Below are 24,345 nucleotides of genomic sequence, written 5' to 3'. Positions count from 1 at the left end.
ACATGGCAAGCGGCGGGGATCTGTCCCTCACCATCCTGGGATTCCTGAACGAACGTCCGATGCACGGCTACGAGCTCAAGGCCCGCCTGGCCGCGCTCACCGGCCACCTCCGCCCGGTCAGCGACGGCGCCCTCTACCCCGCCATATCGAGACTGGAGAGCAAGGGCCTGGTCGAGCGGCACGAGGAGGCGGGCGCGGCGGCGGCCCGCAGGCAGGTGCTCACGCTCACCGGCAAGGGCCGCGAGGAGCTGCTGCGGCGGCTGCGCGAGCCGAGCGAGCTCGATGTCAGCGACCAGACGCGCTTCTTCGCCCTGCTGACGTTCCTGTCGGCGCTGCCCGACCCGGCCGACCGGTCACGGGTGCTGCGCCGCCGGCTGGCCTTCCTGGAGGCCCCGGCGAGCTTCTTCTACGAGGGCGGCCGGCCGGTCCGGATCAAGGACGAGCCCGACCCGTACCGGCGCGGGATGCTGGAGATCGCCCGCGCGTCGAGCCGGGCGGAGAAGGAATGGCTCCGGCAGCGCATCGAGGAGCTGCCGGAGCCGTCGTAGGGAAAGCCTCATCGGGGGAGGCGGGGGAGGCGGGGGAGCGGCGGTCAGTCGAGGCCGCGGCGGGCCAGCAGCGGCCCGATGCCCGCCTCGCGCCCGCGGAAGTTGCGGAAGGCGGTCAGCGGGTCGATGCTGCCGCCCCTGGAGAGCAGCTCGCGGCGGAAGTGGTCGCCGTTCGCCCTGGTCAGGCCGCCGTTCTCCTTGAACCACTCCACGCTCTCGGCGTCGAGCACCTCGCTCCAGATGTAGGAGTAGTAGCCGGCGCTGTAGCCGCCCGAGAAGATGTGGGCGAAGTAGTTGGTCCGGTAACGCGGGCGCACCAGCCGCACGTCGATCCCGGCCGCCTCCAGGGCCCGCTGCTCGAACGCCTGCGCGTCGGCCACCTGCTCGCCGGGCGCCAGCCGGTGCCAGGCCCAGTCGAGCAGCGTGGCCGCCAGGTACTCCACCGTCGCGAAGCCCTGGTTGAACTTCTCGGCCGCGTTGAGCTTCTCCACCAGCTCGGCGGGCATCGGCTCGCCCGTCTCGTGGTGCTTGGCGTAGTTGGCCAGGACCTCCGGCCAGGTCACCCACATCTCGTTGACCTGCGAGGGGTACTCGACGAAGTCGCGCGGCACGCTGGTGCCCGACACGCGCGGGAAGCGCACCTGCGAGAACAGCCCGTGCAGCGCGTGGCCGAACTCGTGGAAGGCGGTGTTCACCTCGTCGTACGTCAGCAGCGTCGGCCCCGAGGCCGGCTTGGTGATGTTGAGGTTGTTCATGACCACCGGCAGCTCGCCGAACAGGTGCGACTGGTCGACCAGGTTGTTCATCCACGCCCCGCCGCGCTTGTTCGCCCTGGCGTAGGGGTCGAGCAGGAACAGGCCGAGCGCGCCGCCGTCCTCGTCGAACACCTCGAAGACGGTCACGTCGGGGTGGTAGCCGCGCAGGTCGGGCCGTTCGGTGAAGGTGATGCCGTAGAGCTTGGTGGCGGCGAAGAACACGCCGTCCCTGATGACCCGGTTCAGCTCGAAGTAGGGGCGCATGGCGTCGGCGTCGAAGTCGTAGCGGGCCAGCCGCACCTTCTCCGAGTAGTACGACCAGTCCCACGGCTCGATCTCGAACCCGGCCTGCTCGGTCAGCGCCTCGGCCTCCTTGCCGGCGTTGCGCACCGCCGGGCCGACGAGCTGGCCGAGCATCTCCTCGACCGCCTCGACGGTCTTGGCCGTCTGGTCGGCCACCGAGTAGGCGGCGTGGTCGGGGAAGCCGAGCAGCGCGGCCCGCTCGGCCCGCAGCGTGGCCATCCTGGCGGCCCGGTCGAAGTTGGCCGGGGCGCGGCCGACGCTCCGCTGGTACAGGCGGCGGCGCACGTCGCGGTCGGTGAGCTGGGCCAGGCCGGGCTGGTTGGTGAAGTTCAGCAGCGGCAGGACGTACGTGCCGTCGTCCTTGCGCAGCGACTCGATCCTGGCCTCGTCGAAGCCGTCGAGCTCCTTGGGGTCGGTGAGGACCAGGGCCTCCTCGGTGGACGCCTTGAGCAGGGTCTGCGCGAACTCGGTCGACAGCTTCGACAGCTCGCCGTTGAGCTCGCGCAGCCGGTCCTGCTCCGGCTCCGACAGGTCGGCCCCGGCCCGGACGAAGTCCTCCCGGTACTTCTCCAGCAGCCACGCCTCCTCGGCGTCGGACGTGCCGACCTGCTTGATCCGCGCCCACAGCGCCCGGTTGAGGCGGATCGCGTCGTTGTGCGCGGTCAGCTTCGGGGAGATCTCCTTCTCGATCTCCATGATCCCGTCGCTGGAGTTGGACGCGGCCATGCTGAAGAAGACCGTGGCCGTGCGGTCGAGGATCCGCCCCGAACGCTCCAGGGCCGCGATCGTGTTGTCGAAGGTGGGCGGCTCGGTGTTGTTCGCGATCGCGTCGACCTCGGCCAGGTGCTCGGCCATGCCGCGCTCGAACGCGGGCAGGTAGTGCTCCTCGCGGACGTCCGCGAACGGCGGCAGCTGGTACGGCAGGCTACTAGGGGCGAAGAACGGGTTCTCGGCCAACGCTTGGGCTCCTCCACGTGGTGTTTTGTCCTCTTCAGCTTGGCACGTCGGAGCCTGTGCCGCAGGCGGCCGGAGACCGCTTCGGCAATCGTTTTGGTCTTACCCCCCTAGCTGGGCTATTCTTTCGGACGTCGCCAAGCGCGCTCCGAGAAGGAGTTCGCAGCGGTGGGGTATGGTGTAATTGGCAGCACGACTGATTCTGGTTCAGTTAGTCTAGGTTCGAGTCCTGGTACCCCAGCAAGTTTCCGAAACGGATGTCTCCCTGAGAGACATCCGTTTTTTCGTGTCGGCGGCCTGTCAGATCGCGAGGTCGTCCAGAATCTCGCTGATCAAGCGGCGCCGCGGCGCGAGCGGGATCACCCGGTCCGCATCGCCCAGGAGGCGATGGCCGACGTCGCCGAGCATGCCGATGCCACCAGGACGGCCCTGACCCTGCCGTACACGGACGAAGTCGTCATGCTGGACATCCGTGTGACGAGGGGCGCGGTTTCGTTCCTCAGGAGGCTGTTGAGGGCTTCGGGGTTAGGCGTGCGCCGGCCGGCACGCGCGGTGCGGGCCATGTACGAGGGGAAGACCGCGTCGCCGCAACGGCGGAGACCTTCCGCCGCGGACTGCTCGGCGGGTAGCCTCCCTCGCCTCATGGACGAATTCCGCATGCGCGAGGGCGGCCTCACCCGTTTCGTCGCCCCCTTCGCCGCGCCGCTGGCGCTCTTCTTCGCCGTCTGCCTGCTGCTCGGGGCCGTCCTCACCGGCAGCTCGGCGCTGGGCGTCGTGATCGGCGCGCTCGCCACGGCGGCACTGACCGGCGTGCTCGTCGCCAAGCACCGCCGCATGGCCGCGGGCACGGTGGTGCGCTTCTCGCCGGAGGGCGTGGAGCTGACCGACGCCCGCGGCTTCCGGGTGCGCCTGCGCTGGCCCGACATCACCGCGATCGGCGTGGTCGACACCCGGACGGCCGACTCCCGGCCCCTGGGCCGGCCCGGCGGCGTCCGCGTACGCGTCCCGGCGCTGCGCTCGGTGGGGCTGGTCGGGTGGGGCGAGCGCACGCTCCCGCCGCGGACGCCGCGGTGGATGCGCGAGCGCCTGGCCCGGGTGCCCGCCGACCCCGTCACCGGACGGCCCGAGGTCGCGATCCCGCTCGGCGAGATCGACCCGCTGTGGGAACGGGGGCCGATGGGCGACTGGGTCCGCCGTCACAGGCCCGATCTCATGCGCCGATAAGCGGTTTGGTTGTGGTCTGCGGGGTGCGGTAGAGTTACCTGCGTCGCCGGGGAGACCCGGCACACCAGCTTGTGGACAAGGTCCCGTCGTCTAGTGGCCCAGGACGCCGCCCTCTCAAGGCGGTAGCGCCGGTTCGAATCCGGTCGGGACTACCACGAGCACAAGCTGTGCGAAGGTCCCGTCGTCTAGTGGCCCAGGACGCCGCCCTCTCAAGGCGGTAGCGCCGGTTCGAATCCGGTCGGGACTACGTTCACCCAAAACGCTCCGGCGCGTCAAGCACCGGGGCGTTTTTCGCGTTCCCAGGGACGCTCGAAAACCCCAGGGACGCTCGAAGACGGAACAGGGCCCCGCGCGGATCGCGCGGGGCCCTGGCCGTGGTGGCCTCAGGCCGAGGAGCGGGCCTTGAACAGGGCGCGGCGGGCCGCCTTGGCGATCTGCTTGTCGGGGTGGACCTGGGAGATCAGGTCAAGCAGCTCCTCGACGTGCGCGTGCGGGATCTTCCAGATCACCTCGAGAAGACCGTTGACCATGTCGGGCCCGATGTCCCGCAGGCTGCTGACGAACTCCGAACGCCCCAGTCCGGCCGAGATCGTCCACATGTCGAGGATCAGCCAGTGGGTGTCGTCCTGGGTGGGCTCGGGCGCCCCCTCGACCTCGAGCTGGCTCAGGTGCGTCGCCGCGTAGGGCCGCAGGGACGGCTGCTTGAGCGCCTCCTGCCAGGCCGGGACGGCGGCCTCGCCCAGCGTGCCCACCACGCTGGCCGCCTGCACCCGGATCAGGGCGTCGCTCTCGTCCTCGGCCGCCGCGTCGAGCAGCTCCTCGGCGGCCTTGGCCGGCTCCCTGAGCCGCATCCAGGCGGCGAACTCGGCGTCGGCCTCGTCCTCGGGCAGCTCGGCGCTCAGCGCGAGCAGCTCGTGGGCGCTCATGGACTCGATCGCGGGCCGGGCGTCGACCTCGATGTCGGCGTCGTCCACCAGGTGGACGACGCCCTCGGTGCCCAGCGGGGTGAGGCGCACGGTCGTGCCCTCGACCTCGACCATGCCGTAGCCGGTCAGCCAGTCGATGGCGGGGGCGAGCGGGTCGCCGGCCGCCTCCCAGGCGTCGCCGCCCAGCTCGTCGAGGTCGGCGGCGGCCTCGGCCAGCTCGCGGGCCAGGTCGTCGCGCTCGCGCGAGCCGCCGGCCAGCAGCAGCCTGACCAGCAGGCCCCGGGTCAGGCCGGCCAGCGCCATCGTCAGGTCGTCGTCGTCGAGCTCGGGGTCGCCGTAGTCGACCGAGTGCAGGCCGAGCATCCAGGCGTCGAGGACGTCCTCGTCGTCGTCGAACGGCCACTCGGAGGTGTCGTCCTGGACGGCCACGGTGTTGCCCTCGCCCGGTTCGAGGAACTCCAGGTCGACGGCGAGGTTCCAGATGTTCCAGAGCTGCGGGACCGCCTCGGCCACCGGGCCGTCGGTCTCGGGCCTGGGCAGGCCGACGGCGGCCAGCGCCTCCTCCACCTCGGCGTCGGTGAGCAGGGTGTCCTCGCCGACGCGGCGGCCGGAGCCGACCCACAGCGCCAGGTCGCGGGCCTTGGCGACCAGCGGGGACCGGCGGGCGGCCGCGGCCAGCTCGGAGTCGGGGCGCAGCCTGATCGTGTCGAGCTCGGCCAGCTCGTCGGCGAACGCCTCGAAGTCGCCCAGGTCGCCGGTCTCCTCCTCGTCGTCACCCGCGCCGTCGTCGTCGAGCAGGTCTTCCATGAGCTCGACGAACTCGTCCTCGACGTCGTCGAGCTCGGCCTGCAGGTCGGCGAGGGAGTCGGAGCCCTTGGCGAGCCTGCCGGTCTGGGAGAGGAACGTCAGGTACGCGTCGACGGCGGGCAGCATGCCGTCGGCGGCAGCGTCGGGATCCTCCACGACCTTCGGCATGCGGTCGAGCAGCAGGTTGCGCAGGTCGGAACGCTTCCACGTGCCGAGGTCCGGCGAGAAGGCGAGACGGTGCCAGAGTGCGGCAGGCCCCACGAGCTCGGGGTCGCTTCCGGGCGCGTTGGAACGCGCCCACAGGATGAACTCTTCGAGCAGGGGTCGCAGCTCAGTGGCGGCTACCTCGATGCGATCTGTCACGCACTCAGGCTAGTGCGCCCGCGAGGCAGTCGGCCCCCGAAATACGAGCTTTCGCCGATCATGACGTGCGGCGCATGGCCTCGGTGATGCGTTCGGCGGCCGCCATGACGGGCACGGCGTGCAACCGGCCGGGCGCCCGGGTGAGCCGCTCGATGGGCCCGGAGACCGAGACGGACGCGATCACCTTGCCTCCGCTGCCCCTTATGGGGGCGGACACGCTGGCCACCCCCTGCTCGCGCTCGCCGACGCTGTGGGCCCACCCGCGGCGGCGCACGGAGGCGAGGGTGGCGGCGGTGAACTTGGCGCCGCGCAGGCCCCTGTGCAGCCGGTCGGGCTCCTCCCAGGCCAGCAGGATCTGGGCCGCCGAGCCGGCCGTCATCGGCAGCGCCGAGCCCACCGGGACGGTGTCGCGCAGGCCGCTGGCCCGCTCGGCCGCCGCCACGCAGACCCGCTCGTCACCCTGGCGCCGGTAGAGTTGCGCGCTCTCGCCGGTCAGGTCGCGCAGCTGCATCAGCACGGGCGAGGCCACCGCGAGCAGCCGGTCCTCGCCGGCCGCCGTGGACAACTCCGCGAGCCGCGGCCCGAGCACGAATCTGCCCTGGGTGTCGCGGCTCACGATGCGGTGGTGCTCAAGTGCGACGGCCAGCCGGTGGGCCGTGGGGCGGGCCAGGCCGGTGGCCTGGACGAGCTGAGCCAGGGAAGCGGGACCCGCTTCGAGGGCATTGAGTACAAGAACGGCCTTGTCGAGTACTCCGACTCCGCTAGAGTTGTCCATACACCGATACTGCCGTCTCGACATATGAGAAAGCAAGTCGGAGGCAATCTCAAGGAGGAGATCATGGGCCGCACACTGGCCGAGAAGGTCTGGGAGCAGCACGTCGTCCGCCGTGCGGAGGGCGAACCCGACCTGCTCTACATCGACCTGCACCTCATTCACGAGGTGACCAGTCCGCAGGCGTTCGACGGGCTCCGTCTCGCCGGCCGGAAGGTGCGCAGGCCCGATCTCACCATCGCCACCGAGGACCACAACGTCCCGACCGTGCTCGGCCCGATCTCCGACCCCGTCTCCAAGGCCCAGGTCGAGACGCTGCGCAAGAACGCCGCCGAGTTCGGCATCAGGCTGCACCCGATGGGCGACGCCGGCCAGGGCGTGGTGCACATCATCGGCCCGCAGTTCGGCCTGACCCAGCCGGGCATGACGATCGTCTGCGGCGACTCCCACACCTCCACCCACGGCGCCTTCGGCGGCATCGCGTTCGGCATCGGCACCTCCGAGGTCGAGCACGTGCTGGCCACCCAGACGCTGCCCGCCTACCGGCCGAAGACGATGGCCATCGAGGTCTCGGGCGAGCTGCCCGCCGGCGTCACCGCCAAAGACCTGATCCTGGCGATCATCGCCAAGATCGGCACCGGCGGCGGCCAGGGCTACATCGTCGAGTACCGCGGCGAGGCCGTGCGCAAGCTCTCCATGGAGGGCCGCATGACCGTCTGCAACATGTCCATCGAGGCGGGCGCCCGCGCCGGCGTGATCGCCCCGGACGAGACCACGTTCGCCTACCTCAAGGGCCGCCCGCACGCCCCCGAGGGCGAGCTGTGGGACCAGGCCGTCGAGTACTGGAAGTCGCTGCGCACCGACGACGACGCCGTGTTCGACAAGGTCGTGGAGATCGACGCCTCGACGCTGACCCCGTACGTCACGTGGGGCACCAACCCCGGCCAGGGCCTGCCGCTGGGCGAGTCCGTGCCGAGCCCCGACAGCTTCGCCGACCCGGTCGAGCGCTCGGCCGCCGAGCGCGCGCTGGAGTACATGGGCCTGACCGCGGGCACGCCGCTGCGCGAGATCGAGGTCGACACCGTGTTCGTCGGCTCGTGCACCAACGGCCGCATCGAGGACCTGCGCTCGGCCGCCGAGATCCTGCGCGGCCGCCAGGTCCGCACCCGCACGCTGATCGTGCCCGGGTCGATGCTGGTCAAGCTCCAGGCCGAGCAGGAGGGCCTGCACGAGGTGTTCAAGGCCGCCGGCGCCGAGTGGCGCGAGGCCGGCTGCTCGATGTGCCTCGGCATGAACCCCGACACGCTCAAGCCCGGCGAGCGCAGCGCCTCCACCTCCAACCGCAACTTCGAGGGCCGCCAGGGCAAGGGCGGCCGCACCCACCTGGTGTCGCCGCAGGTCGCCGCCGCGACCGCGGTCACCGGCCGCCTGACCGCCCCCGCCGACCTGTAAGGGAGAACCAGACCGATGGACGCCTTCACCACCCACACCGGTACGGCGGTGCCGCTGCGCCGCAGCAACGTCGACACCGACCAGATCATCCCGGCCGTCTGGCTCAAGCAGGTCAGCCGCACCGGCTTCGAGAAGGGCCTGTTCGCCGCCTGGCGCGAGGACCCGACGTTCGTCCTGAACGACCCCTCCTACGAGGGCGGCTCGATCCTGGTCTCCGGCCCCGACTTCGGCACCGGCTCCTCCCGCGAGCACGCCGTGTGGGCCCTGCAGCAGTACGGCTTCCGCGCCGTGATCGCCGCCCGCTTCGGCGACATCTTCCGCAACAACTCCACCAAGATGGGGCTGCTGCCGGTCGTCCTGCCCGCTGAGAAGGTCGAGGCGCTGCAGGCCGCCGTCGAGGCCGACCCGACGCTGCAGGTGACCGTCGACCTGCTGGAACGCCAGGTCCGCTGGGCCGGCGAGGTCGTGCCGTTCGAGATCGACGACTACACCCGCTGGCGCCTCACCGAGGGCCTGGACGACATCGGCCTGACCCTGCGTCACGCCGACGACGTGGCCGCGTACGAGAATGGTCGGCAGCCATGGCTGCCGACGACCGTCTAGAAGACGACGAACTGGCGCGGCGGTTGCGCGAGGCGCACCGCCGCGTCCGCATGCTCCCCGCCGCCGACAAGGAACGGGCGGCCCGCCGTTACCTGTCCATCTGCGATCTCGCCAAGCGCGATCCGGAAAGGGCGGCCGCCCGGCTCGACGCCTTTCTGGGCGCCCTCGACACGCCACGCGAGGGGGAAAACACGCAGGGTGATTGAGTTCCCCCGCGATCCCGCCTACTTTCGAGCGCGTAAGGGGTTTCTACGTCGAACTCGAGAGCTGGAACCCCGAGCCGTCACTGGGGGAGCAGGACTTTCATGAACAAGCGAGAGCTCGTCGACGCCATCACCGATCGGGTGGGCGACAAAAGGACGGCCACCGAGGCCGTCAACGCGGTCATCGAGGCCATCCAGAAGGCCGTGGCGAGCGGGGACAAGGTCTCCATCACGGGCTTCGGCGCGTTCGAGATGGTGAACAAGCCCGCCCGCACTGCCAGGAACCCGTCGACCGGCGCCGAGATCAAGGTCGCCGAGAGCTGGGCGCCCAAGTTCCGTCCCGGCTCTGAATTCAAGGACCTGGTGAACGAGGGCGGCAAGCAGGTCGGCAAGAAGAAATAGTCTCAGCGGACATCACGCCCGGGCGGCCCACGCCCGGGCGTTCGCTGTTTTCCGGGACCGCGTCGTCATTCGGGCGCGGGAATCGGGAACGTCGACAGCGTGATGTAGGTGATCTGCCCGCCGTCGGTCGCCAGGTTCACCCGCTGCCCCGTGCGCAGCAGCAGCAGCGGCCCCGCGTCGAAGGCGCGCGTGCCGAACTCCAGCACCGTCCCGTCGTCGAGGAAGACCGAGCCGGAACGGGTGACCTCGTCGAAGCTGCGTACCGTCGCCTGCACGCCGTCCAGCCTAAGCCGACCGCCGTCCGGCGGGCGAGAGGCGGCCCGGAGGGTCACGCGCCCGGCCACAGGTCGGCGACCACCGCCGCCGTGTGCCGGCCCAGGCCCAGGGCGAGGGCCGCGCGCAGGTCGTCGGGGGTGTCCACGTCCCGCCGGAGCGAGTCGATCCCCGGCACGCACAGCTCCTTCGCGCCGCCGGCCAGGTGCTTGGCCCGCGACTCGCCGCCGAACCGCGGCGTGAACGGCCGCCCGGCCAGCACGCCGTAGAAGGTCGTGCCGACCTCCTGGGCGTCCGGCACGAACGACTGGTCGAACTCGGCCGCCGCGGCCAGCGCCGTCGCCAGCTCGGCCGGTCGCAGGGCCGGCAGATCGGCCTGGAGCGCCCCCACCGCCTCACCGGGCGCGACGCTTACGGCATGGGCCGCGCCCGTGCGCAACGCGGTGTTGAGCCCGCGGTCGGGGTCGTGCACCACCTCCGCGCCCAGCGCCCCCAGCGGCCCCGCCGCGGCCGGATCGGCGGTCACCACGATCACCCGCGCCACCGCCGGGCAGGCCAGCGCCGCGGCCACGGTGTCGCAGGCCACGGCCACGGCCAGCCGCGTACGGTGGGGACCCGTCGCGGCCGCCAGCCGCGTCTTCGCCGCGACCAGCGTCTTCACCGGAATGACCAGAGACCAGCGGTTGCTCATAGGCTTAAGCATCTCGCCTCGACATCCCAAGCGGCCAACCGGGAGACTTGGGGCGCACACCGTACGGGTTGGAGGAGACCATGAGCCGCCCCACGCGACCTTCGCGTTTCTGGGAGTCATTCGCCGTAGCGGTGGTCAAGCCGCTGTCGTGGCTCCTGGTCAAGAAGGACTGGCGCAACGGCGAGCGACTCCCGCGCACCGGCGGCATCATCATCGCGGCCAACCACCTGTCCTGGAGCGATCCCGTCCTGCTGTCGCACTTCCTGTTCAACAACGGCCGCTGGCCGGTCATCCTGGCCAAGGCCGTGCTGTTCAAGGTGCCCTTCCTGGGCCGGGCGCTCAACGGCCTGCTGGCCATCCCGGTCGAGCGGGGCAGCAGCGAGGCGGCCAGGTCGCTCAGCTCGTCGGCCCAGCGGCTGCGCGACGGCGCGGCCATCCTGTTCTACCCCGAGGGCACCTGCACCCGCGATCCCGAGCTGTGGCCCATGGTGGGCAAGACCGGCGCCGCCCGGCTGGCGCTGGAGAGCGGCGCCCAGGTCATCCCCATCGCCCACTGGGGCGCCCACGAGCTGCTCCCGTACGGCGCCAAGAGGCCCAGGCTGTTCCCACGCAAGACCTTCCACGTCACCGTCGGCCCGCCGGTCGACCTGTCCAAGTACGAGGGGCAGCCCCTGCGCGCCAGTGTGCTGCGCGAGGCGACCGCCGACATCATGGCGGCCATCACCGAGCAGCTGACCGAGCTGCGCGGCGAGAAGGCCCCGGAAACTCCCTACGATCCCGCCAGGCGGTGATGGCATGACAAAGGCAGCCGTTCTCGGCACGGGCTCGTGGGGCACCACGTTCGCCATGGTCCTCGCCGAGGCGGGCAACGAGGTCACGCTGTGGGGGCGCAGGCCGGAGCTGGTCGAGGCGATCGACAAGGACCACGCCAACCCCGACTACCTGCCCGGCGTGACGCTGCCCGAGGCGCTGCGGGCCACCACCGACCCCGTGCGCGCGCTCGACGGCGCCGACTTCGTGGTGCTGGCCGTGCCCTCGCAGATGTTGCGGCCCAACCTGACCGCCTGGCGTGAGCACATCCCGCCGAACGCGGTCCTGGTCAGCCTCATGAAGGGCGTCGAGCTGGGCACGACCAAGCGCATGAGCGAGGTGATCCGCGAGGTCGCCGAGGTGCCCGAGGAGCGGGTCGCGGTGGTGTCCGGGCCCAACCTGGCCAAGGAGATCGCCCACCGCCAGCCCGCCGCCACGGTCGTCGCCTGCACCGACGAGTCGGTCGCCGAACGCCTCCAGGCCGCCTGCCACCTGCCGCCGTGGTTCCGGCCGTACACCAACACCGACGTGGTCGGGGTCGAGCTGGGCGGCGCGGTGAAGAACGTGATCGCGCTGGCCGTGGGCGTCTCGGCGGGCATGGGCATGGGCGACAACGTCAGCGCCATGCTCATCACCAGGGGCCTGGCCGAGATCTCCCGCCTGGGCGCCGCGCTCGGCGCCGACCCCCACACCTTCGCCGGGCTGGCCGGCATGGGCGACCTGGTGGCCACCTGCACCTCGCCGCTGTCGCGCAACCGCACCTTCGGCGAGAACCTGGGCCGCGGCATGACCCTCGCCGAGGTCGTCGCCGCCACCAGGCAGACCGCCGAGGGCGTGAAGTCCTGCGAGTCCGTCCTTGAGCTGGCCAGGAAGCACGACGTCGAGATGCCGATCACCGAGGTGGTCGTCGGGGTCGTGCACGACGGCATGTCGCCGTCGGAGGCGGGCATGCTGCTCATGTCCCGCTCGCCCAAACCCGAACGGTACGGCCTGTGAATCCGGACGCCACCGCGCGCTCGACTCGCTGTCAGGGGGACACCCCGGTAGATTCGGACGTCATGAGCAAGCCACGCGTCGCCGTCGTTTTCGGAGGTCGCAATTCTGAGCATGCCGTGTCCCTCATGGGCGCGGGCAGCGTGCTGGATGTGATCGACAGGAGTAAGTACGAGGTGATCCCGGTCGGGATCGCCCAGGACGGCAGGTGGGTGCTCGCCGCGTCCGACCAGCGGTTCGCCATCGAGGCCGGGGAGCTGCCCGCGGTCGACACCTCCGGAGCCGCGCTCGCGCTGCCCAGCGGCGGCGCCGGGCTGGTGGCCTACGACCCCGGGAGCATCCCGGTCGAGCTCGGCACGGTCGACGTCGTCTTCCCCGTCATGCACGGCCCGTTCGCCGAGGACGGCACCATCCAGGGCCTGCTGGAGATGGCCGGCGTCCGCTACGTCGGCTCCGGCGTGCTGGCCAGTGCCGTCGGCATGGACAAGGCGCACATGAAGACCGTGATGGCCGCCGCCGGGCTGCCGATCGGCCGTTACGTCGTCGTCCGCGACCGCGACTGGCGGCTCAACCGCGAGTGCGTGCTGAAGGAGGCCGAGGAGCTCGGCTTCCCGGTGTTCGTCAAGCCCGCCAGGGCCGGCTCCTCGCAGGGCATCTCCAAGGCCCACGACCGCGCCGAGCTGGAGGCGGCCGTTGAGTCCGCCCGGGTGCACGACCCCAAGGTGCTGATCGAGGCCGCGATCGAGGGCCGCGAGATCGAGTGCGCGGTGCTGGAGTCGCTCGGCGACGAGCCCGCCGCCGCGTCGATCCCGGGCGAGGTCAAGGTCGAGGGCGGCCAGGAGTTCTTCGACTTCGAGGCCAAGTACTACCCCGACCAGATGTCGCTCACCGTGCCGGCCGACATCCCGGCCGAGACCGCGGAGGAGCTGCGCGCGATGGCCGTACGGGCCTTCGAGGCGCTCGACTGCGAGGGTTTGTCCCGGGTCGACTTCTTCTACACGCCCGACGGCCGGCTGATCTTCAACGAGATCAACACGATGCCCGGGTTCACCTCGTTGTCGGTCGCGCCGCAGCTCTGGGCGGCCTCGGGGCTGTCGTACCCGCAGCTGGTCGACCGGCTGATCCAGCTCGCGCTGTCGCGCTCACCCGGCCTGCGTTGACACGGCCCGCCCGATCGGCCCCGACAGCTCGGCCAGCACGTCGGGCGCCGCGTGGTCGCCGCCGACCGTGACCTCCACGTACGTGGGCGCGGCCACCGCGGTGAACAGGGTGGGCTTGTCCGGATCGGCGAACCAGCCCACCCCGTCGATCTCCCGGAGCTGGTCGGTCGGCGCCATCCGGGCAGGCCGCGGCACACCGCAGCGCACCGCGATGGACGCCTCCCCCCAGACCGCCACGTACGGCGAGGCCGGCTCCGACGTGCCGCGCTCGGCGCCGTCGAGCGTCTTGGGCAGCAGGGACGCGAGCTTGTCACAGGCCGCCGCAGCCTCCCCCGAAGGCTTGGGCGGATCGACCTGTACCACGCCGCCGCAGCCGGCGAGTGCCAGAAGAAGGAACAGAACGGCGGCGGCGCGCATGGAACCCAGACCTCGAATGTGTCAGATATGAACGATCGGACACGTAAGAGTACGCGTGATCCCCTCCACCGCCTGAATCTGCGCCACGACCAGCTTGCCGAGCTCGTCGACGTTGCGCGCCTCAGCGCGGACGATCACGTCGTAGGGCCCCGTCACGTCTTCCGCCTGGGTGACCCCCGGAATTCCGGAGATCTCCTCGGCAACGGCGGCGGCCTTGCCGACCTCGGTCTGAATAAGGATGTAGGCCTGCACCATCACGTCCTCCCGGGCGATTGGATCACGCCGAAGGGCCACCGTACCCTGTGTGCGTCAGGAGGTGCGTCATCACAGTCGGAGATCTCGGCGAGTTCGGTGTCGTCAATCGTATTGCCGGACGCCTGCCCCAGGGAGAGGGGGTCATGCTCGGCCCGGGTGACGACGCCGCCATGGTCGCCGCGCCCGACGGGCGGGTGGTCGTCTCGACCGATCTGCTGGTCGAGCGCAGGCACTTCCGGCTCGACTGGTCCGGTGGGCGCGACGTGGGCCGCAAGGCCGCCGCCCAGAACCTGGCCGACATCGCCGCCATGGGGGCCGTCCCGACGTCCATCGTGGTCGGGCTCGGCATCCCCGCCGAGCTGCCGGTGGCCTGGCTGGACGCCCTGACCGACGGATTCCGCGAGGAGTGCGCGGTGGTCGGCGCGAGCGTGGTCGGCGGCGACATCACCCGGTCGGACCTGGTGGTCATCGGGGTGACCGCGCTGGGCGACCTGCGCGGGCGGGCGCCGGTGACGCGGTCCGGGGCGCGGCCGGGGCACGTGGTGGCCGTGGCCGGGCGGCTGGGGTACGCCGCCGCGGGGCTGGCGCTGCTGGCCGCCGGGGTCGCCGCGGGTTCCGGCGTGCTGGCGGAGGCGGTGACCGCCCACCGGCGGCCCTGCCCGCCGTACGAGGAGGGGCCGCGGGCGGCCGCGCTGGGCGCGAGCGCCATGCTCGACGTCAGCGACGGCCTGGTGCAGGACCTCGGGCACGTGGCCGCGGCCAGTGGCGTACGCGTCGAGCTCGATCCCGGGTCGTTCGCCGTGGGGGAGCCGGTGGCGGCGGCGGCCGAGGAGCTGGGGCAGGATCCGCTCGAATGGGTGCTCACGGGTGGTGAGGATCACGCGCTCGCCGCGGTCTTCCCGCCTGACGTACGGCTGCCGCCGTCGTGGCAGGTCGTGGGCCGGGTGGTCGAGGGGGAAGGCGTCCTGGTGCACGGCCGCCAGGTGGGACAGGGCGGCTGGGATCACTTTCGGTGATGACTTGTCCCGATTTACGTGAAATTTTCCGGATTTAGGGTAGGACTAGCGGGATTGTTGTGACAAGGACGTAGTAAAGGTGTTATGAAGATTGGCGGCCACTGTAACCGCGAGAAAGGGCAGCCATGGGCCGCCACGGCACCGGTGGATCCGACGATGGGGATGAACGGGGGAACGGCAGCGCTTTCTGGGGTCCCGACGACCCGGCCGAGGCGCCGGGCTGGCCGGCGTTGCCGGACCAGGTCGAGGTGACGGGGCAGTGGGCCCCGATGCCGCGCCGCGAGGACGGCCCGCCGCAGCGCAGTGGCAGGCAGCCCGAGCCGTTCGAGACCACGGGTGCCTTCGCCGTGCCCGCCGACGCCGCCCCAGGGTTCCCGCCGTCCGACGCCCCCTCCGGCCCCTTTCCACCGCCGAACGGCCCCCAGTTCTCCGGGTCGCCCTACCCCGAGCCGAACGGGGCCGGGCCGTTCGAGGTGACGGGCGCGTTCGCCCGCCCGGCCGACTGGGACGCCGTCGGCCCCTCTTCCCAGCCCGACGCCACGTCCGCCTTCGGGCCGCCGCCGAGCTTCGACGCCTCCGGCCGCACCCCGGGCCCCTTCGACGCCCAGGGGCCGGGTGGCACGGCCAGGTTCGACATGCCCGGACCCGGTGGCACCGCCAGGTTCGACGTGCCGGAGCCCGGAAACACGGCCAGGTTCGACGTGCCCGCCGAGTCCGACACCGCTTTCCACGCCAGGCCGCCGGAGCCCGGTGACGTGAAGGTGGCCGGGGAGCCGACCGCCGCGCACACGCCCGCCTGGGCGGAGGCCGAGACCGGCTTCCTGCGTTCGGGCTGGTCCTCCGACCAGGACCTCGACGACCTGGACGAGTCCGGCGAGTCCCGTGGCCGTCGCCGCGGCGGCCGGCGCAAGTCCTCCAGGGGCGGCGGCGGTGGCGACGACGACGGCCTGAACCCGCCTGCCGGCGGCGGCAGCGGCAAGGGCAGGGGCCGCATGGCGCTGCTGTCGGTCGCCGCCGTGGCCGTGGTGCTCGGCGGCACGGTCGCCGGGGTGAAGCTCATGAGCTCCTCGGACGACCCCGGCAAGTGCGCGGACGCGAGCTGCGCCGCCGTACACACCAGCACCAGCCCCTCGACCGCCGCGGTCTCCGACCCCGGCACGGAGGAGGAAGAGCCCTCCGAGGAGCCGACGGAGGACGAGGAGACGAGCACGCCCTCCGACGCCCCGACGACCACCGCCCCCACGGTCGGCAACCGCGTCCCGCGCCGCAGCACGGCCCCCACCCCCACGCCCACCAGGACGCGGACGAAGGCCTCGGCCAAGCCGACGCGGGAGCCGGAGCCGCCGGCCGAGGAGACGATCTCCGAGGCCCCGACCGACGACGGCACGCCCCTGGGCAACTCCGACACCGGCGTCGTCCCCACGGTGGGCAGCAGCCCCGCGCCCGCGACCACCTCCACGTCCGGGTACGGCGGCAGCGGCGGCTCGGTCAACGTGCGGCAGACGGTCAAGCAGCGGCTCACCTCGTACTCGGCCACGCTGCGCGTCACCAACCAGTCGCCGGCCCCGCTGGCGAACGTCACCTTCTCCCTCCCGGTCGAGGGCCGCGTCATGGACGTGAACGGCGGCTCCTGGACCCAGGACGGCGACCTGCTGATCATCGACCTGTCGGGCTCGCTGGCCGCCGGGGACTCGGTGAGCGTCACGTACTCGGCGACGGGGAAGGCGCAGGAGCCGGGCGCGTGCGGGCTGGTCGGCGGGGAGTGCGCGATCGGCTGAGTGCCTGCTTGGTGCCGGTCGAGTGGTTGGATGGGGTTCATGACGACCCCTCCACGTGTGCTGACCGTCGCGGGCTCCGATTCCGGAGGCGGCGCGGGCATCCAGGCCGACCTGAAGACCATGATGGCGATGGGCGTGCACGGCATGAGCGTGATCGCCGCCGTCACGGCCCAGAACTCGCTGGGCGTCCAGGGCTACTGGGAGCTGCCGCCCGAGGCCGTGCGCGCGCAGCTCGACTCCGTGCTGGGCGACATCGGGGCGCAGGCCGTCAAGACCGGCATGCTGGCCTCGCCGGTGCTGGTGGAGACGGTGGCCGAGGTGCTGGGGGCCTATGACGCGCCGGTGGTGGTCGATCCCGTCGGGGTGTCCAAGCACGGCGACTCCCTGCTCGCCCCCGAGGCCGTCGACACGCTCAGGACGCGCCTGCTGCCCGTGGCCACGGTCGTGACGCCGAACCTGTGGGAGGTGGAGCAGCTCACCTCCGTCAAGGTCGAGGACGAGGGAGACCTGCGCAGGGCCGCCGACGCCGTGCTCGCGCTGGGGCCGTCCTGGGCCCTCATCAAGGGCGGCCATCTGCCCGGCGCCCCCGTCGACCTCCTGACCGACGGCACGACCGAGCACCGCTTCGCCGCCGAACGCCTCGACAACCGGCACACCCACGGCACGGGCTGCACCCTGGCCTCGGCCCTGGCGTCCCGGCTCGCGCTCGGCGACGACGTCCCGACGGCGGTGGGGAGGGCCAAGGAGTACGTGACGGGCGCGATCGCCCGCGGCTTCCCCCTGGGCTCCGGCATCGGCCCGGTGGACCACGCCTGGCGCTGGCGCTGACCCCTGAGCCCGTCCCATGGCGGGGGCGGGCCGGGGGCGGGCACGACGAAAGCCCGCCGCTCCAGTGATCAGGAGCGGCGGGCTTCGCGAAAGACGAGAACTAGCGGGTGACCTTGCCCGCCTTGATGCACGAGGTGCACACGTTCAGCTTCTTCGGCGTGCCGCCGACGACCGCGCGGACCGTCTGGATGTTGGGGTTCCAACGACGACGGGTACGGCGGTGCGAGTGGGACACGTTGTTGCCGAAGGTCGGCCCCTTGCGGCAGACATCGCAGACGGAAGCCACGGTATCGCTCCTTATAACAGTCGATGTAGCCCTGTCCGCTGATGCTTTCCGGGCGGAGGGCATGCCGGGACAACCGGCCAGCCAGACGAGAATATCTGATCCACACCACTGGGCGCGAACCAGAGCACTGGACGGTGGCCGGTGCGGGGATATTCTCCTCCAACAAGGTAGCGCATGCGGGGAGGTCGAAGGAGCGCAGATGAAGGCCCTCGACCCGCCCGCGGTGCGCCGCTGGGCCCGCCTGGCCGCCGACGCCCTCGGCCGGGCGAGACCGGAGATCGACGCGCTCAACGTGTTCCCCGTGGCCGACGGCGACACCGGCACGAACCTGCACCTGACCATGCTGTCGGCGGCCGAGGCCGTCGAGTCCCTGCCCGACGACGTCGACGCGGCCGTGGTGTGGCAGACGCTCGCCTACGGGGCGCTGGTGGGGGCGCACGGCAACTCGGGGGTCATCGTCAGCCAGGCGCTGCGCGGGCTGGCCGAGGTGCTCAAGGACGGCTCCGACCTGCGCGCCGGCCTGGTCAGGGCGGCCACGCTCGCCAGGGAGGCCGTGGCCAGGCCGGTCGAGGGCACGGTGCTGACCGTGCTGGAGTCGGCCGCCCGCGCCGCCCGGGACGCCGACGGCGACGCGGGCGAGGTGGCGCGGCAGGCGGCGCGGGAGGCGCGGGCCGCGGTGCGCCGCACGCCGGGGCAGCTCGACGTGCTGGCCCGCAGCGGGGTCGTGGACGCGGGCGGCGCGGGGGCGGCGATCGTGCTGGAGACCCTGGCCGCCGTGCTCACCGACTCCTACAGCGACCACTACGACGTGCCGGCGCCGACCGGGCGGGTCACGCCGATGACCGAGGTGGGCGCCGGCTACGAGGTGATGTACCTGCTGGACGCCGACGAGCGCGCGGTGGCCGCGCTGCGCGACGAGCTCGATGCCATGGGCGAGTCGCTGGTCGTGGTGGGCGGCGAGGGCCTGTGGAACGTGCACGTGCACGTGGCCGACGCGGGGGCGGCCGTGGAAGCGGGGCTGCGGGCGGGACGTCCGCACCGGGTCAGGATCACGTACCTGGCCGAGCGCACGCACCGGGGCAGGGCGGGCAGGGGCGTGGTGGCGGTGGCGGCCGGCGACGGGATCGCGGCGCTGTTCGAGGAGAGCGGCGCGGTCGTGGTGCGCCGCGCGCCCGGCACCCGGCCCGCGCTGCCGGAGCTGCTGGCCGCGATCAGGCAGGCGGGCGCCGAGGTGGCCGTGCTGCCGAACGACGAGGGCGTCCTCGCGATCGCCGTCGCGGCGGCGGAGATCGCCCGCGAGGACGGCGTGGCCGTCAGCGTCCTGCCGACCAGGGCGACCGTGCAGGGGCTGTCGGCGCTGGCCGTGCACGACCCGCTGCGCCGGTTCGACGACGACGTGGTGGCCATGACGGACGCCGCCGGCCACACCAGGTACGGACATCTGGCGGTGGCGGACAGGGAGGCGTTCACCAGCGCGGGCGTGTGCCGGCCGGGCGACGTGCTGGGCCTGATCGACGGGGATGTGGCGGTGATCGGCGGCGACCTGGAGCGCGTGGCGAGGCTGATCATCGACCGGATGGTGGCCGGCGGCGGCGAGCTGGTGACCCTGGTCAAGGGCGCCGACCTGCCCGAACGGCTGGCCGTCCGGCTGGAGGACCACCTGCGGCGCACGCGGCCGGACGTCGACCTGGTCGTCTACGACGGCGAGCAGGGCGGCTACCCGCTGCTGATCGGCGTCGAGTAGCGGCGCGAACTCTCTCCGCGAGCGACTCCGGGGCCCGGCGCGGCCCCTTCCGCGGGCGACTCCCGGGCCCGGTGCGGGATTCCTGTCGGCCGCAGGCGGTAGAACTGGATCCCGTGAGCCGTTTCGACGAGCCCCTGACCAAAGCGCTCGACCCGAAGACCGCCAAGCTGCTGCACAGCGTGCTCGGCCTGGAGACGGTCGGTGACCTGCTGCGCCACTACCCGCGCCGCTACGCCGAGCGCGGCGAGCTGACCTCGCTCGACGCGCTGGAGGTCGACGAGCACGTCACCGTGGTCGGCGAGGTGACCAGGCTGATGCGCAAGCCCATGCGCAACCGCGGCGGCACGTGGCTGGAGGCCGAGGTCGTCGACGGCAACGGCAACCGCATCTACCTGGCGTTCTTCGGCAAGGGCTCCCATGTGGCCGAGTCGCGGCTCAAGCCGGGGCGGCGCGGCATGTTCGCCGGCAAGGTGGGACTGTTCGGCGCGCGCTCCAAGCCGCGCTGGCAGCTCTCGCACCCCGAGTTCGAGCTGTTCGAGGAGGAGGCCGAGGCGAGCGCCGAGGAGTTCGCGTCCGCGCCGGTGCCGATCTACCCGGCGGGCAAGGACGTCACGCCGTGGGCGATCCGCCGGGCGGTCGGCGTGGTGCTCGACACGCTGGGCCCGCTCGACGACCCGCTGCCCGCCGACCTGCGGGCCAGGCACGGCCTCCAGCCGCTCGCCGAGGCGCTGGTGGCCATCCACCGGCCGAAGGACCTCGCCGACGTGGGCCGGGCGCGCAAGCGGCTGAAGTTCGACGAGGCGTTCGTGCTGCAGGCGGTGCTGCTCCAGCGCCGCCAGGCGGCCACGGCGTGGCCGGCCAGGCCGCGTCCGAGGCGTTCCGACGGCATGCTGGCCGACTTCGACGGGCGGCTGCCGTTCTCGCTCACCGAGGGGCAGGCGCAGGTGGGGGAGGAGATCGCGGCCGACCTTGCGCTGGAGCATCCGATGCACCGGCTGCTGCAGGGCGAGGTGGGCGCGGGCAAGACGGTCGTGGCGCTGCGCGCGATGCTCCAGGTGGTCGACGCGGGCGGCCAGGCCGCGCTGCTGGCCCCGACGGAGGTGCTGGCCCAGCAGCACCACCGCTCGATCACGAACATGCTGGGCGAGCTGGCCCAGGGCGGCATGTTCGGCGGCACGGCGGTCACGCTGCTGACGGGCTCGATGGGCGCGGCGGCGCGGCGTGCGGCGCTGCTCGACGCGGCCTCGGGCACGGCGGGCATCGTGGTCGGCACGCACGCCCTGCTCCAGGAGCACGTGCAGTTCGCCGATCTGGGGCTGGTCGTGGTCGACGAGCAACACCGCTTCGGCGTGGAGCAGCGTGACGCGTTGCGCGAGAAGGCGGGCGGGGGCCGTCCGCACGTGCTGGTGATGACCGCGACCCCGATCCCGCGCACGGTCGCCATGACGGTCTTCGGCGACCTTGAGGTCTCGACGCTGTCGCAGCTCCCGTCGGGGCGCGCGCCCATCACCACGCACGTCGTGCCGGCCGCCGAGAAGCCCCACTATCTCGAACGCACCTGGCAGCGGGTGCGCGAGGAGGTGGAGCTGGGCAGGCAGGCGTACATCGTGTGCCCGCGGATCGGCGACCTGGAGGGCGACGAGGGCGACCTGGCGGCGACGGGGGGCGACGACGACCGCCGTCCGCCGCTGGCCGTGCTGGAGGTCGCCGAGCTGCTCACCCAGGGCCCGTTCCAGGACCTGCGGGTCGGCACCCTGCACGGCAAGCTCCCGCCGGAGGAGAAGGACGCGATCATGCGCTCCTTCACCAAGGGCGAGCTCGACGTGCTGATCGCCACCACCGTCATCGAGGTGGGCGTCGACGTGCCCAACTCCTCAGTGATGATCATCATGGACGCCGACCGCTTCGGCGTCTCCCAGCTCCACCAGCTGCGCGGGCGGGTGGGCCGGGGCGGCCTGCCCGGCCTGTGCCTGCTGGTCTCAGACTTCCCCGAGGGCACCCCGGCCCGCGCCCGCCTCGACGCGGTGGCCGCCACGCTCGACGGCTTCGAGCTGTCCCGCGTCGACCTGGAACAGCGCCGCGAGGGCGACGTCCTGGGGGCGGCCCAGTCGGGCAAGCGCAGCTCGCTGAAGCTCCTGCAACTGCTGCGCGACGAGGACGTCATCAGCGCGGCGCGGGACGAAGCCGCACAGCTCCTGTCGGACGATCCCGAACTGACCCACCATGAGGGCCTGCGCGCCGAGATAGCCCGCCTGCTGGAGGACGAGAAGGCCGAGTACCTGGAGAAGACGTGAGGGCCGGAGACCACGGAGCCGGTCAACGAAGGCTCGCGTGACGGCGGCGAGCCGGTGAAGGGTCAGAGGGCGTTGCGTGGAGGGCCGTCAGCCGAAGTACGGCGAGTGGGAAGACCACGCGAAGCCGTAAAAGATGAAGATCTTAAAAGGCCCAGCCGCGGGGACGGCCTCCCCCCGAATGCCGTCCCCGGCTGGGCCCACCCTCGGGTCAGGTGCCGAGGGAACCGGCGTGCGGAAGGGCTCACGATCACGCCGGTCGGCCTTCATGTGGGTCACCTTGAAGGCCGCAGACTCATCATGCGGGCCGATCCGGCCGATGTGAATCACCCTTGCGCAGTCGAGGCCGACACTTGTCCACTCTTGACCTGGGCGAACATGCGGAACAATGGGCCTTATGACTCGGATCATCGCGGGGAGCGCGGGTGGGCGGCGGTTGGCCGTGCCGCCGGGGCGGGGCACGAGGCCGACCAGCGACAGGGCCAGGGAAGGCATCTTCTTGACCCTCGACTCCCTGTACGGCCTGCGCGAGGCCCGTGTGCTCGACCTGTACGCCGGTTCGGGCGCCGTGGGCCTGGAGTCGCTGTCCAGGGGCGCGGCCCACGCGCTGCTCGTCGAGTCCGACGCCAAGGCGATCCGGACGATCAGGGGCAACATCCGGTCTCTCGGCCTGGAAGGCGCGGAACTGGTGGCCGACAAGGTCGAGCGGGTCCTGGCCCGGCCGCCGGAGGAGCCGTACGACATCGTCTTCGCCGATCCGCCGTACGCGCTGGGTGACGGCGAGGTCACGCGGGTCCTGGAGCTGCTGCGCGACAACGGCTGGCTGATGGACGAGGGGCTGGTGGCATTCGAGCGGGAAACGAGGGGAAAGTCCTTGATGTGGCCGGAAGGTTATGTTGAGGAGAGGGTCCGTAGATACGGCGAAGCATCCGTTTGGTACGGTCGCGCCGCCGGGAACCCGTAGACCTGGGAGGCGTCTTGCGCCGCGTTGTCTGCCCGGGGTCGTTCGACCCCATCACCAATGGCCACCTCGACATCATCGGCCGGTCGGCCCGCCTGTACGACGAGGTGGTCGTGGCGGTCCTCATCAACATCGAGAAGAGCAGCCTGTTCACGGTCGACGAACGGATCGAGATCCTTCAGACCGTGACGAAGGAGTACCCCAACGTCAAGGTGCAGAAGTTCCACGGCCTGCTGGTGGACTTCTGCAAGCACAACGACATCCCCGCCATCGTCAAGGGCATCAGGGTCGTCAGCGACTTCGACTACGAGCTGCAGATGGCCCAGCTCAACTACCGTCTCTCGGGCGTCGAGACGCTCTTCATGCCCACCAATCCCGAGTACTCCTTCCTGTCCTCCAGCCGGGTCAAGGAGATCGCGCGGTATGGTGGCGACGTGTCCGGCCTGGTCCCTGACCTGGTGCACAAGCTGCTCATCGAGCGTCTCAGGGGCTGACCGCGACCTGGTATCCTTTCATTTCGGCCTTGTACGACGGCGAGCGTCTTCGCCATGCCTAGCGAGAGCAGGATGACTCAGCACCTCGACCCCCGCTCCCCTTGGGTGCTCTCCACTCATGATCTGGGGAAGCGACCGGGCACGATGCGGCAGATGACCCTGTCCCTTCCGGCACCGGCTAACCTCGGCGTCGACATGATCGGTGTCCCCAAAGACGCCGAAGTCGAGCTGGACCTCCGGCTCGAAGCAGTGATGGAAGGCGTGCTCGTCTCGGGCACGGCGCACGCCCCGCTCGCCGGGGAGTGCGCGCGGTGCCTTGACCCGATCACCTCGGACATCGAGGTCGATCTGCAGGAGCTGTTCTTCTACTCCGACGAGGACGCCTCGGAGGACGACTCGCTGCTCGACGGAGAGCTGCTCGACCTCGAGCCGACGTTCCGTGACGCGGTGGTGCTCGCACTGCCGCTGAGCCCCGTGTGCCGCGAGGACTGCGAGGGGCTCTGCACGGAGTGCGGGATCAAGCTGGCCGAGGCCGGCGACGATCACCGGCACGAGAAGATCGATGCCCGCTGGGCGTCGTTGCAAGGTCTGGTTTCCGAGAACGATAACGATCAGGAGAAGTGACGTGGCCGTCCCGAAGCGAAAGATGTCGCGGAGCAACACCCGCGCCCGTCGCTCCCAGTGGAAGACGACTGCTGTCGCCCTGGTGAGCTGCCCGCAGTGCCGTTCGCCCAAGCAGCCGCACATCGCGTGCCCCACCTGCGGCACCTACAACCGTCGTCAGGTCATCGAGCCGTCCGCCTGATCACACTGACAGCAGGCCCGCCCGTCATGTTCGGGGCGGGTTTCACCGTCAGCAGTTGACGTGATGCCGACCGGGTGCCATTGTGCCTCGGTCGGCGTTAACGTCTGTAGATGCGTACGGCGGCGGTTCGCCCGCGGCCGTGGTGGACGCCGGGGCTACCCGTTACCCCGACGCCCACCACGTTTTCGGGCATCTTCCGCGGCCGCCTTGTGAAGATGTCCGAGGAGGAAA

General features: G+C 71.5%; 26 protein-coding genes and 3 tRNA genes. 21 read left to right on the top strand and 8 right to left on the bottom strand.

The window, feature by feature from the left end; translation table 11 throughout:
- The first annotated feature begins 2 nt into the window (after positions 1 to 2).
- A complete protein-coding gene (locus tag ACIBQ6_RS08535) occupies positions 3 to 548 on the top strand; it encodes a PadR family transcriptional regulator (protein ID WP_358288550.1) in 546 nt (181 codons plus the stop codon).
- Positions 549 to 592: 44 nt separating this feature from the next.
- Here ACIBQ6_RS08535 and ACIBQ6_RS08530 read toward each other — a convergent pair whose 3' ends face one another.
- Positions 593 to 2,563: a M3 family metallopeptidase gene (locus ACIBQ6_RS08530; RefSeq protein WP_397210756.1), complete on the bottom strand. Its 1,971-nt coding sequence runs from the start codon at positions 2,561 to 2,563 to the stop codon at positions 593 to 595.
- Between the two features lie 166 nt (positions 2,564 to 2,729).
- On the opposite strand from ACIBQ6_RS08530, the gene ACIBQ6_RS08525 reads away from it, so the two are divergent.
- The 4 genes from ACIBQ6_RS08525 (at position 2,730) to ACIBQ6_RS08510 (ending at position 4,031) form a co-directional block, all read left to right on the top strand.
- Positions 2,730 to 2,801 (top strand) — tRNA-Gln (locus ACIBQ6_RS08525).
- 401 nt (positions 2,802 to 3,202) lie between these two features.
- Positions 3,203 to 3,784 carry a hypothetical protein gene (locus tag ACIBQ6_RS08520; protein ID WP_397210754.1) on the top strand — a complete coding sequence of 194 codons (582 nt, stop codon included), beginning with the start codon at positions 3,203 to 3,205 and terminating at the stop codon, positions 3,782 to 3,784.
- 79 nt (positions 3,785 to 3,863) lie between these two features.
- Positions 3,864 to 3,939 (top strand) — tRNA-Glu (locus ACIBQ6_RS08515).
- Between the two features lie 19 nt (positions 3,940 to 3,958).
- Positions 3,959 to 4,031: transfer RNA gene (locus ACIBQ6_RS08510), tRNA-Glu, on the top strand.
- Positions 4,032 to 4,167: 136 nt separating this feature from the next.
- On the opposite strand, the gene ACIBQ6_RS08505 is transcribed toward ACIBQ6_RS08510, so the two are convergent.
- Both ACIBQ6_RS08505 and ACIBQ6_RS08500 read right to left on the bottom strand, forming a co-directional pair.
- The gene (locus ACIBQ6_RS08505; RefSeq protein ID WP_397210752.1) at positions 4,168 to 5,880 is read right to left on the bottom strand and encodes a hypothetical protein; all 1,713 of its coding nucleotides are present in this window, start codon (positions 5,878 to 5,880) and stop codon (positions 4,168 to 4,170) included.
- Positions 5,881 to 5,938: 58 nt separating this feature from the next.
- Positions 5,939 to 6,655, bottom strand: a complete 717-nt coding sequence (locus ACIBQ6_RS08500; protein ID WP_352319070.1) for an IclR family transcriptional regulator — start codon at positions 6,653 to 6,655, stop codon at positions 5,939 to 5,941.
- A gap of 63 nt (positions 6,656 to 6,718) precedes the next feature.
- On the opposite strand from ACIBQ6_RS08500, the gene leuC reads away from it, so the two are divergent.
- The 4 genes from leuC to ACIBQ6_RS08480 all read left to right on the top strand — a co-directional run bounded on the left by leuC (position 6,719) and on the right by ACIBQ6_RS08480 (position 9,312).
- Positions 6,719 to 8,104: a 3-isopropylmalate dehydratase large subunit gene (gene leuC / locus ACIBQ6_RS08495; RefSeq protein ID WP_352319072.1), complete on the top strand. Its 1,386-nt coding sequence runs from the start codon at positions 6,719 to 6,721 to the stop codon at positions 8,102 to 8,104.
- Between the two features lie 15 nt (positions 8,105 to 8,119).
- A complete protein-coding gene (gene leuD, locus ACIBQ6_RS08490) occupies positions 8,120 to 8,707 on the top strand; it encodes a 3-isopropylmalate dehydratase small subunit (RefSeq protein ID WP_358288536.1) in 588 nt (195 codons plus the stop codon).
- Positions 8,686 to 8,913: a hypothetical protein gene (locus ACIBQ6_RS08485; RefSeq protein ID WP_352352162.1), complete on the top strand. Its 228-nt coding sequence runs from the start codon at positions 8,686 to 8,688 to the stop codon at positions 8,911 to 8,913. Before leuD ends, ACIBQ6_RS08485 begins: the two co-directional genes overlap by 22 nt.
- Positions 8,914 to 9,012: 99 nt before the next feature.
- The gene (locus ACIBQ6_RS08480; protein ID WP_125637152.1) at positions 9,013 to 9,312 is read left to right on the top strand and encodes an HU family DNA-binding protein; all 300 of its coding nucleotides are present in this window, start codon (positions 9,013 to 9,015) and stop codon (positions 9,310 to 9,312) included.
- Between the two features lie 65 nt (positions 9,313 to 9,377).
- Here the strand turns inward: ACIBQ6_RS08480 and ACIBQ6_RS08475 are convergent, their stop codons facing one another.
- Together ACIBQ6_RS08475 and cofC are read right to left on the bottom strand one after the other, a co-directional pair.
- Positions 9,378 to 9,587, bottom strand: a complete 210-nt coding sequence (locus ACIBQ6_RS08475; protein ID WP_352324833.1) for a hypothetical protein — start codon at positions 9,585 to 9,587, stop codon at positions 9,378 to 9,380.
- A gap of 53 nt (positions 9,588 to 9,640) precedes the next feature.
- A complete protein-coding gene (gene cofC, locus ACIBQ6_RS08470) occupies positions 9,641 to 10,276 on the bottom strand; it encodes a 2-phospho-L-lactate guanylyltransferase (RefSeq protein ID WP_397210750.1) in 636 nt (211 codons plus the stop codon).
- Between the two features lie 80 nt (positions 10,277 to 10,356).
- On the opposite strand from cofC, the gene ACIBQ6_RS08465 reads away from it, so the two are divergent.
- From ACIBQ6_RS08465 to ACIBQ6_RS08455, 3 genes are all read left to right on the top strand, one after another.
- A complete protein-coding gene (locus ACIBQ6_RS08465; protein ID WP_358288530.1) occupies positions 10,357 to 11,067 on the top strand; it encodes a lysophospholipid acyltransferase family protein in 711 nt (236 codons plus the stop codon).
- A gap of 4 nt (positions 11,068 to 11,071) precedes the next feature.
- Positions 11,072 to 12,082 (top strand): NAD(P)H-dependent glycerol-3-phosphate dehydrogenase, encoded by a 1,011-nt coding sequence (locus ACIBQ6_RS08460; protein ID WP_397210748.1) that lies wholly within the window; start codon positions 11,072 to 11,074, stop codon positions 12,080 to 12,082.
- Between the two features lie 62 nt (positions 12,083 to 12,144).
- Positions 12,145 to 13,239 carry a D-alanine--D-alanine ligase family protein gene (locus ACIBQ6_RS08455; protein ID WP_358288524.1) on the top strand — a complete coding sequence of 365 codons (1,095 nt, stop codon included), beginning with the start codon at positions 12,145 to 12,147 and terminating at the stop codon, positions 13,237 to 13,239.
- Here ACIBQ6_RS08455 and ACIBQ6_RS08450 read toward each other — a convergent pair.
- Both ACIBQ6_RS08450 and ACIBQ6_RS08445 read right to left on the bottom strand, forming a co-directional pair.
- On the bottom strand, positions 13,222 to 13,656 hold the full coding sequence (locus ACIBQ6_RS08450) for a DUF3515 domain-containing protein (RefSeq protein ID WP_397210746.1): 435 nt from the start codon (positions 13,654 to 13,656) through the stop codon (positions 13,222 to 13,224). The genes ACIBQ6_RS08455 and ACIBQ6_RS08450 overlap by 18 nt on opposite strands.
- A gap of 21 nt (positions 13,657 to 13,677) precedes the next feature.
- Complete coding sequence (locus ACIBQ6_RS08445; protein WP_125637145.1) at positions 13,678 to 13,911, bottom strand: Lrp/AsnC family transcriptional regulator; 234 nt, start codon at positions 13,909 to 13,911, stop codon at positions 13,678 to 13,680.
- Between the two features lie 47 nt (positions 13,912 to 13,958).
- Between ACIBQ6_RS08445 and ACIBQ6_RS08440 the strand changes: the two genes are divergently transcribed.
- From ACIBQ6_RS08440 to thiD, 3 genes are all read left to right on the top strand, one after another.
- Positions 13,959 to 14,927, top strand: coding sequence for a thiamine-phosphate kinase (locus tag ACIBQ6_RS08440; RefSeq protein WP_358288518.1), 969 nt, complete (start codon positions 13,959 to 13,961; stop codon positions 14,925 to 14,927).
- A gap of 248 nt (positions 14,928 to 15,175) precedes the next feature.
- Positions 15,176 to 16,705, top strand: coding sequence for a hypothetical protein (locus ACIBQ6_RS08435; protein ID WP_397210744.1), 1,530 nt, complete (start codon positions 15,176 to 15,178; stop codon positions 16,703 to 16,705).
- A gap of 30 nt (positions 16,706 to 16,735) precedes the next feature.
- A complete protein-coding gene (thiD, locus tag ACIBQ6_RS08430; RefSeq protein WP_364330366.1) occupies positions 16,736 to 17,533 on the top strand; it encodes a bifunctional hydroxymethylpyrimidine kinase/phosphomethylpyrimidine kinase in 798 nt (265 codons plus the stop codon).
- Between the two features lie 100 nt (positions 17,534 to 17,633).
- Here thiD and rpmB read toward each other — a convergent pair whose 3' ends face one another.
- Positions 17,634 to 17,819: a 50S ribosomal protein L28 gene (gene rpmB, locus ACIBQ6_RS08425; protein WP_043618345.1), complete on the bottom strand. Its 186-nt coding sequence runs from the start codon at positions 17,817 to 17,819 to the stop codon at positions 17,634 to 17,636.
- 199 nt (positions 17,820 to 18,018) lie between these two features.
- On the opposite strand from rpmB, the gene ACIBQ6_RS08420 reads away from it, so the two are divergent.
- From ACIBQ6_RS08420 to rpmF, 6 genes are all read left to right on the top strand, one after another.
- On the top strand, positions 18,019 to 19,563 hold the full coding sequence (locus ACIBQ6_RS08420; RefSeq protein ID WP_397210742.1) for a DAK2 domain-containing protein: 1,545 nt from the start codon (positions 18,019 to 18,021) through the stop codon (positions 19,561 to 19,563).
- Between the two features lie 113 nt (positions 19,564 to 19,676).
- Entirely contained in the window at positions 19,677 to 21,857 is a 2,181-nt protein-coding gene (recG, locus tag ACIBQ6_RS08415) for an ATP-dependent DNA helicase RecG (RefSeq protein ID WP_397210740.1), read from the top strand.
- A gap of 394 nt (positions 21,858 to 22,251) precedes the next feature.
- Positions 22,252 to 22,818: a 16S rRNA (guanine(966)-N(2))-methyltransferase RsmD gene (gene rsmD, locus ACIBQ6_RS08410; protein WP_397210738.1), complete on the top strand. Its 567-nt coding sequence runs from the start codon at positions 22,252 to 22,254 to the stop codon at positions 22,816 to 22,818.
- A gap of 14 nt (positions 22,819 to 22,832) precedes the next feature.
- Positions 22,833 to 23,309 (top strand): pantetheine-phosphate adenylyltransferase, encoded by a 477-nt coding sequence (gene coaD / locus ACIBQ6_RS08405; protein ID WP_352324821.1) that lies wholly within the window; start codon positions 22,833 to 22,835, stop codon positions 23,307 to 23,309.
- Between the two features lie 54 nt (positions 23,310 to 23,363).
- Complete coding sequence (locus ACIBQ6_RS08400) at positions 23,364 to 23,933, top strand: YceD family protein (protein WP_387670994.1); 570 nt, start codon at positions 23,364 to 23,366, stop codon at positions 23,931 to 23,933.
- A gap of 1 nt (position 23,934) precedes the next feature.
- Positions 23,935 to 24,114: a 50S ribosomal protein L32 gene (gene rpmF / locus ACIBQ6_RS08395; protein WP_033409409.1), complete on the top strand. Its 180-nt coding sequence runs from the start codon at positions 23,935 to 23,937 to the stop codon at positions 24,112 to 24,114.
- Positions 24,115 to 24,345: the final 231 nt, after the last annotated feature.

The organism is Nonomuraea sp. NPDC049655 (assembly GCF_044465465.1).
In the GTDB taxonomy this organism is placed as follows: domain Bacteria; phylum Actinomycetota; class Actinomycetes; order Streptosporangiales; family Streptosporangiaceae; genus Nonomuraea.
Note: the sequence above shows the minus strand (reverse complement) of the source record. Positions and strands in the feature narration are given on the sequence as shown.

What these genes read in the sequence shown, in the direction of transcription:
- ACIBQ6_RS08535 (WP_358288550.1), top strand. Translation starts at nt 3, where the DNA reads ATGGCAAGCGGCGGGGATCTGTCCCTCACCATCCTGGGATTCCTGAAC.
- ACIBQ6_RS08520 (WP_397210754.1), top strand. Translation starts at nt 3,203, where the DNA reads ATGGACGAATTCCGCATGCGCGAGGGCGGCCTCACCCGTTTCGTCGCC.
- ACIBQ6_RS08500 (WP_352319070.1), bottom strand. Translation starts at nt 6,655, where the DNA reads ATGGACAACTCTAGCGGAGTCGGAGTACTCGACAAGGCCGTTCTTGTA.
- leuC (WP_352319072.1), top strand. Translation starts at nt 6,719, where the DNA reads ATGGGCCGCACACTGGCCGAGAAGGTCTGGGAGCAGCACGTCGTCCGC.
- leuD (WP_358288536.1), top strand. Translation starts at nt 8,120, where the DNA reads ATGGACGCCTTCACCACCCACACCGGTACGGCGGTGCCGCTGCGCCGC.
- ACIBQ6_RS08485 (WP_352352162.1), top strand. Translation starts at nt 8,686, where the DNA reads ATGGCTGCCGACGACCGTCTAGAAGACGACGAACTGGCGCGGCGGTTG.
- ACIBQ6_RS08480 (WP_125637152.1), top strand. Translation starts at nt 9,013, where the DNA reads ATGAACAAGCGAGAGCTCGTCGACGCCATCACCGATCGGGTGGGCGAC.
- cofC (WP_397210750.1), bottom strand. Translation starts at nt 10,276, where the DNA reads ATGAGCAACCGCTGGTCTCTGGTCATTCCGGTGAAGACGCTGGTCGCG.
- ACIBQ6_RS08465 (WP_358288530.1), top strand. Translation starts at nt 10,357, where the DNA reads ATGAGCCGCCCCACGCGACCTTCGCGTTTCTGGGAGTCATTCGCCGTA.
- ACIBQ6_RS08460 (WP_397210748.1), top strand. Translation starts at nt 11,072, where the DNA reads ATGACAAAGGCAGCCGTTCTCGGCACGGGCTCGTGGGGCACCACGTTC.
- ACIBQ6_RS08455 (WP_358288524.1), top strand. Translation starts at nt 12,145, where the DNA reads ATGAGCAAGCCACGCGTCGCCGTCGTTTTCGGAGGTCGCAATTCTGAG.
- ACIBQ6_RS08450 (WP_397210746.1), bottom strand. Translation starts at nt 13,656, where the DNA reads ATGCGCGCCGCCGCCGTTCTGTTCCTTCTTCTGGCACTCGCCGGCTGC.
- ACIBQ6_RS08445 (WP_125637145.1), bottom strand. Translation starts at nt 13,911, where the DNA reads ATGGTGCAGGCCTACATCCTTATTCAGACCGAGGTCGGCAAGGCCGCC.
- thiD (WP_364330366.1), top strand. Translation starts at nt 16,736, where the DNA reads ATGGGGTTCATGACGACCCCTCCACGTGTGCTGACCGTCGCGGGCTCC.
- ACIBQ6_RS08420 (WP_397210742.1), top strand. Translation starts at nt 18,019, where the DNA reads ATGAAGGCCCTCGACCCGCCCGCGGTGCGCCGCTGGGCCCGCCTGGCC.
- rsmD (WP_397210738.1), top strand. Translation starts at nt 22,252, where the DNA reads ATGACTCGGATCATCGCGGGGAGCGCGGGTGGGCGGCGGTTGGCCGTG.
- ACIBQ6_RS08400 (WP_387670994.1), top strand. Translation starts at nt 23,364, where the DNA reads ATGCCTAGCGAGAGCAGGATGACTCAGCACCTCGACCCCCGCTCCCCT.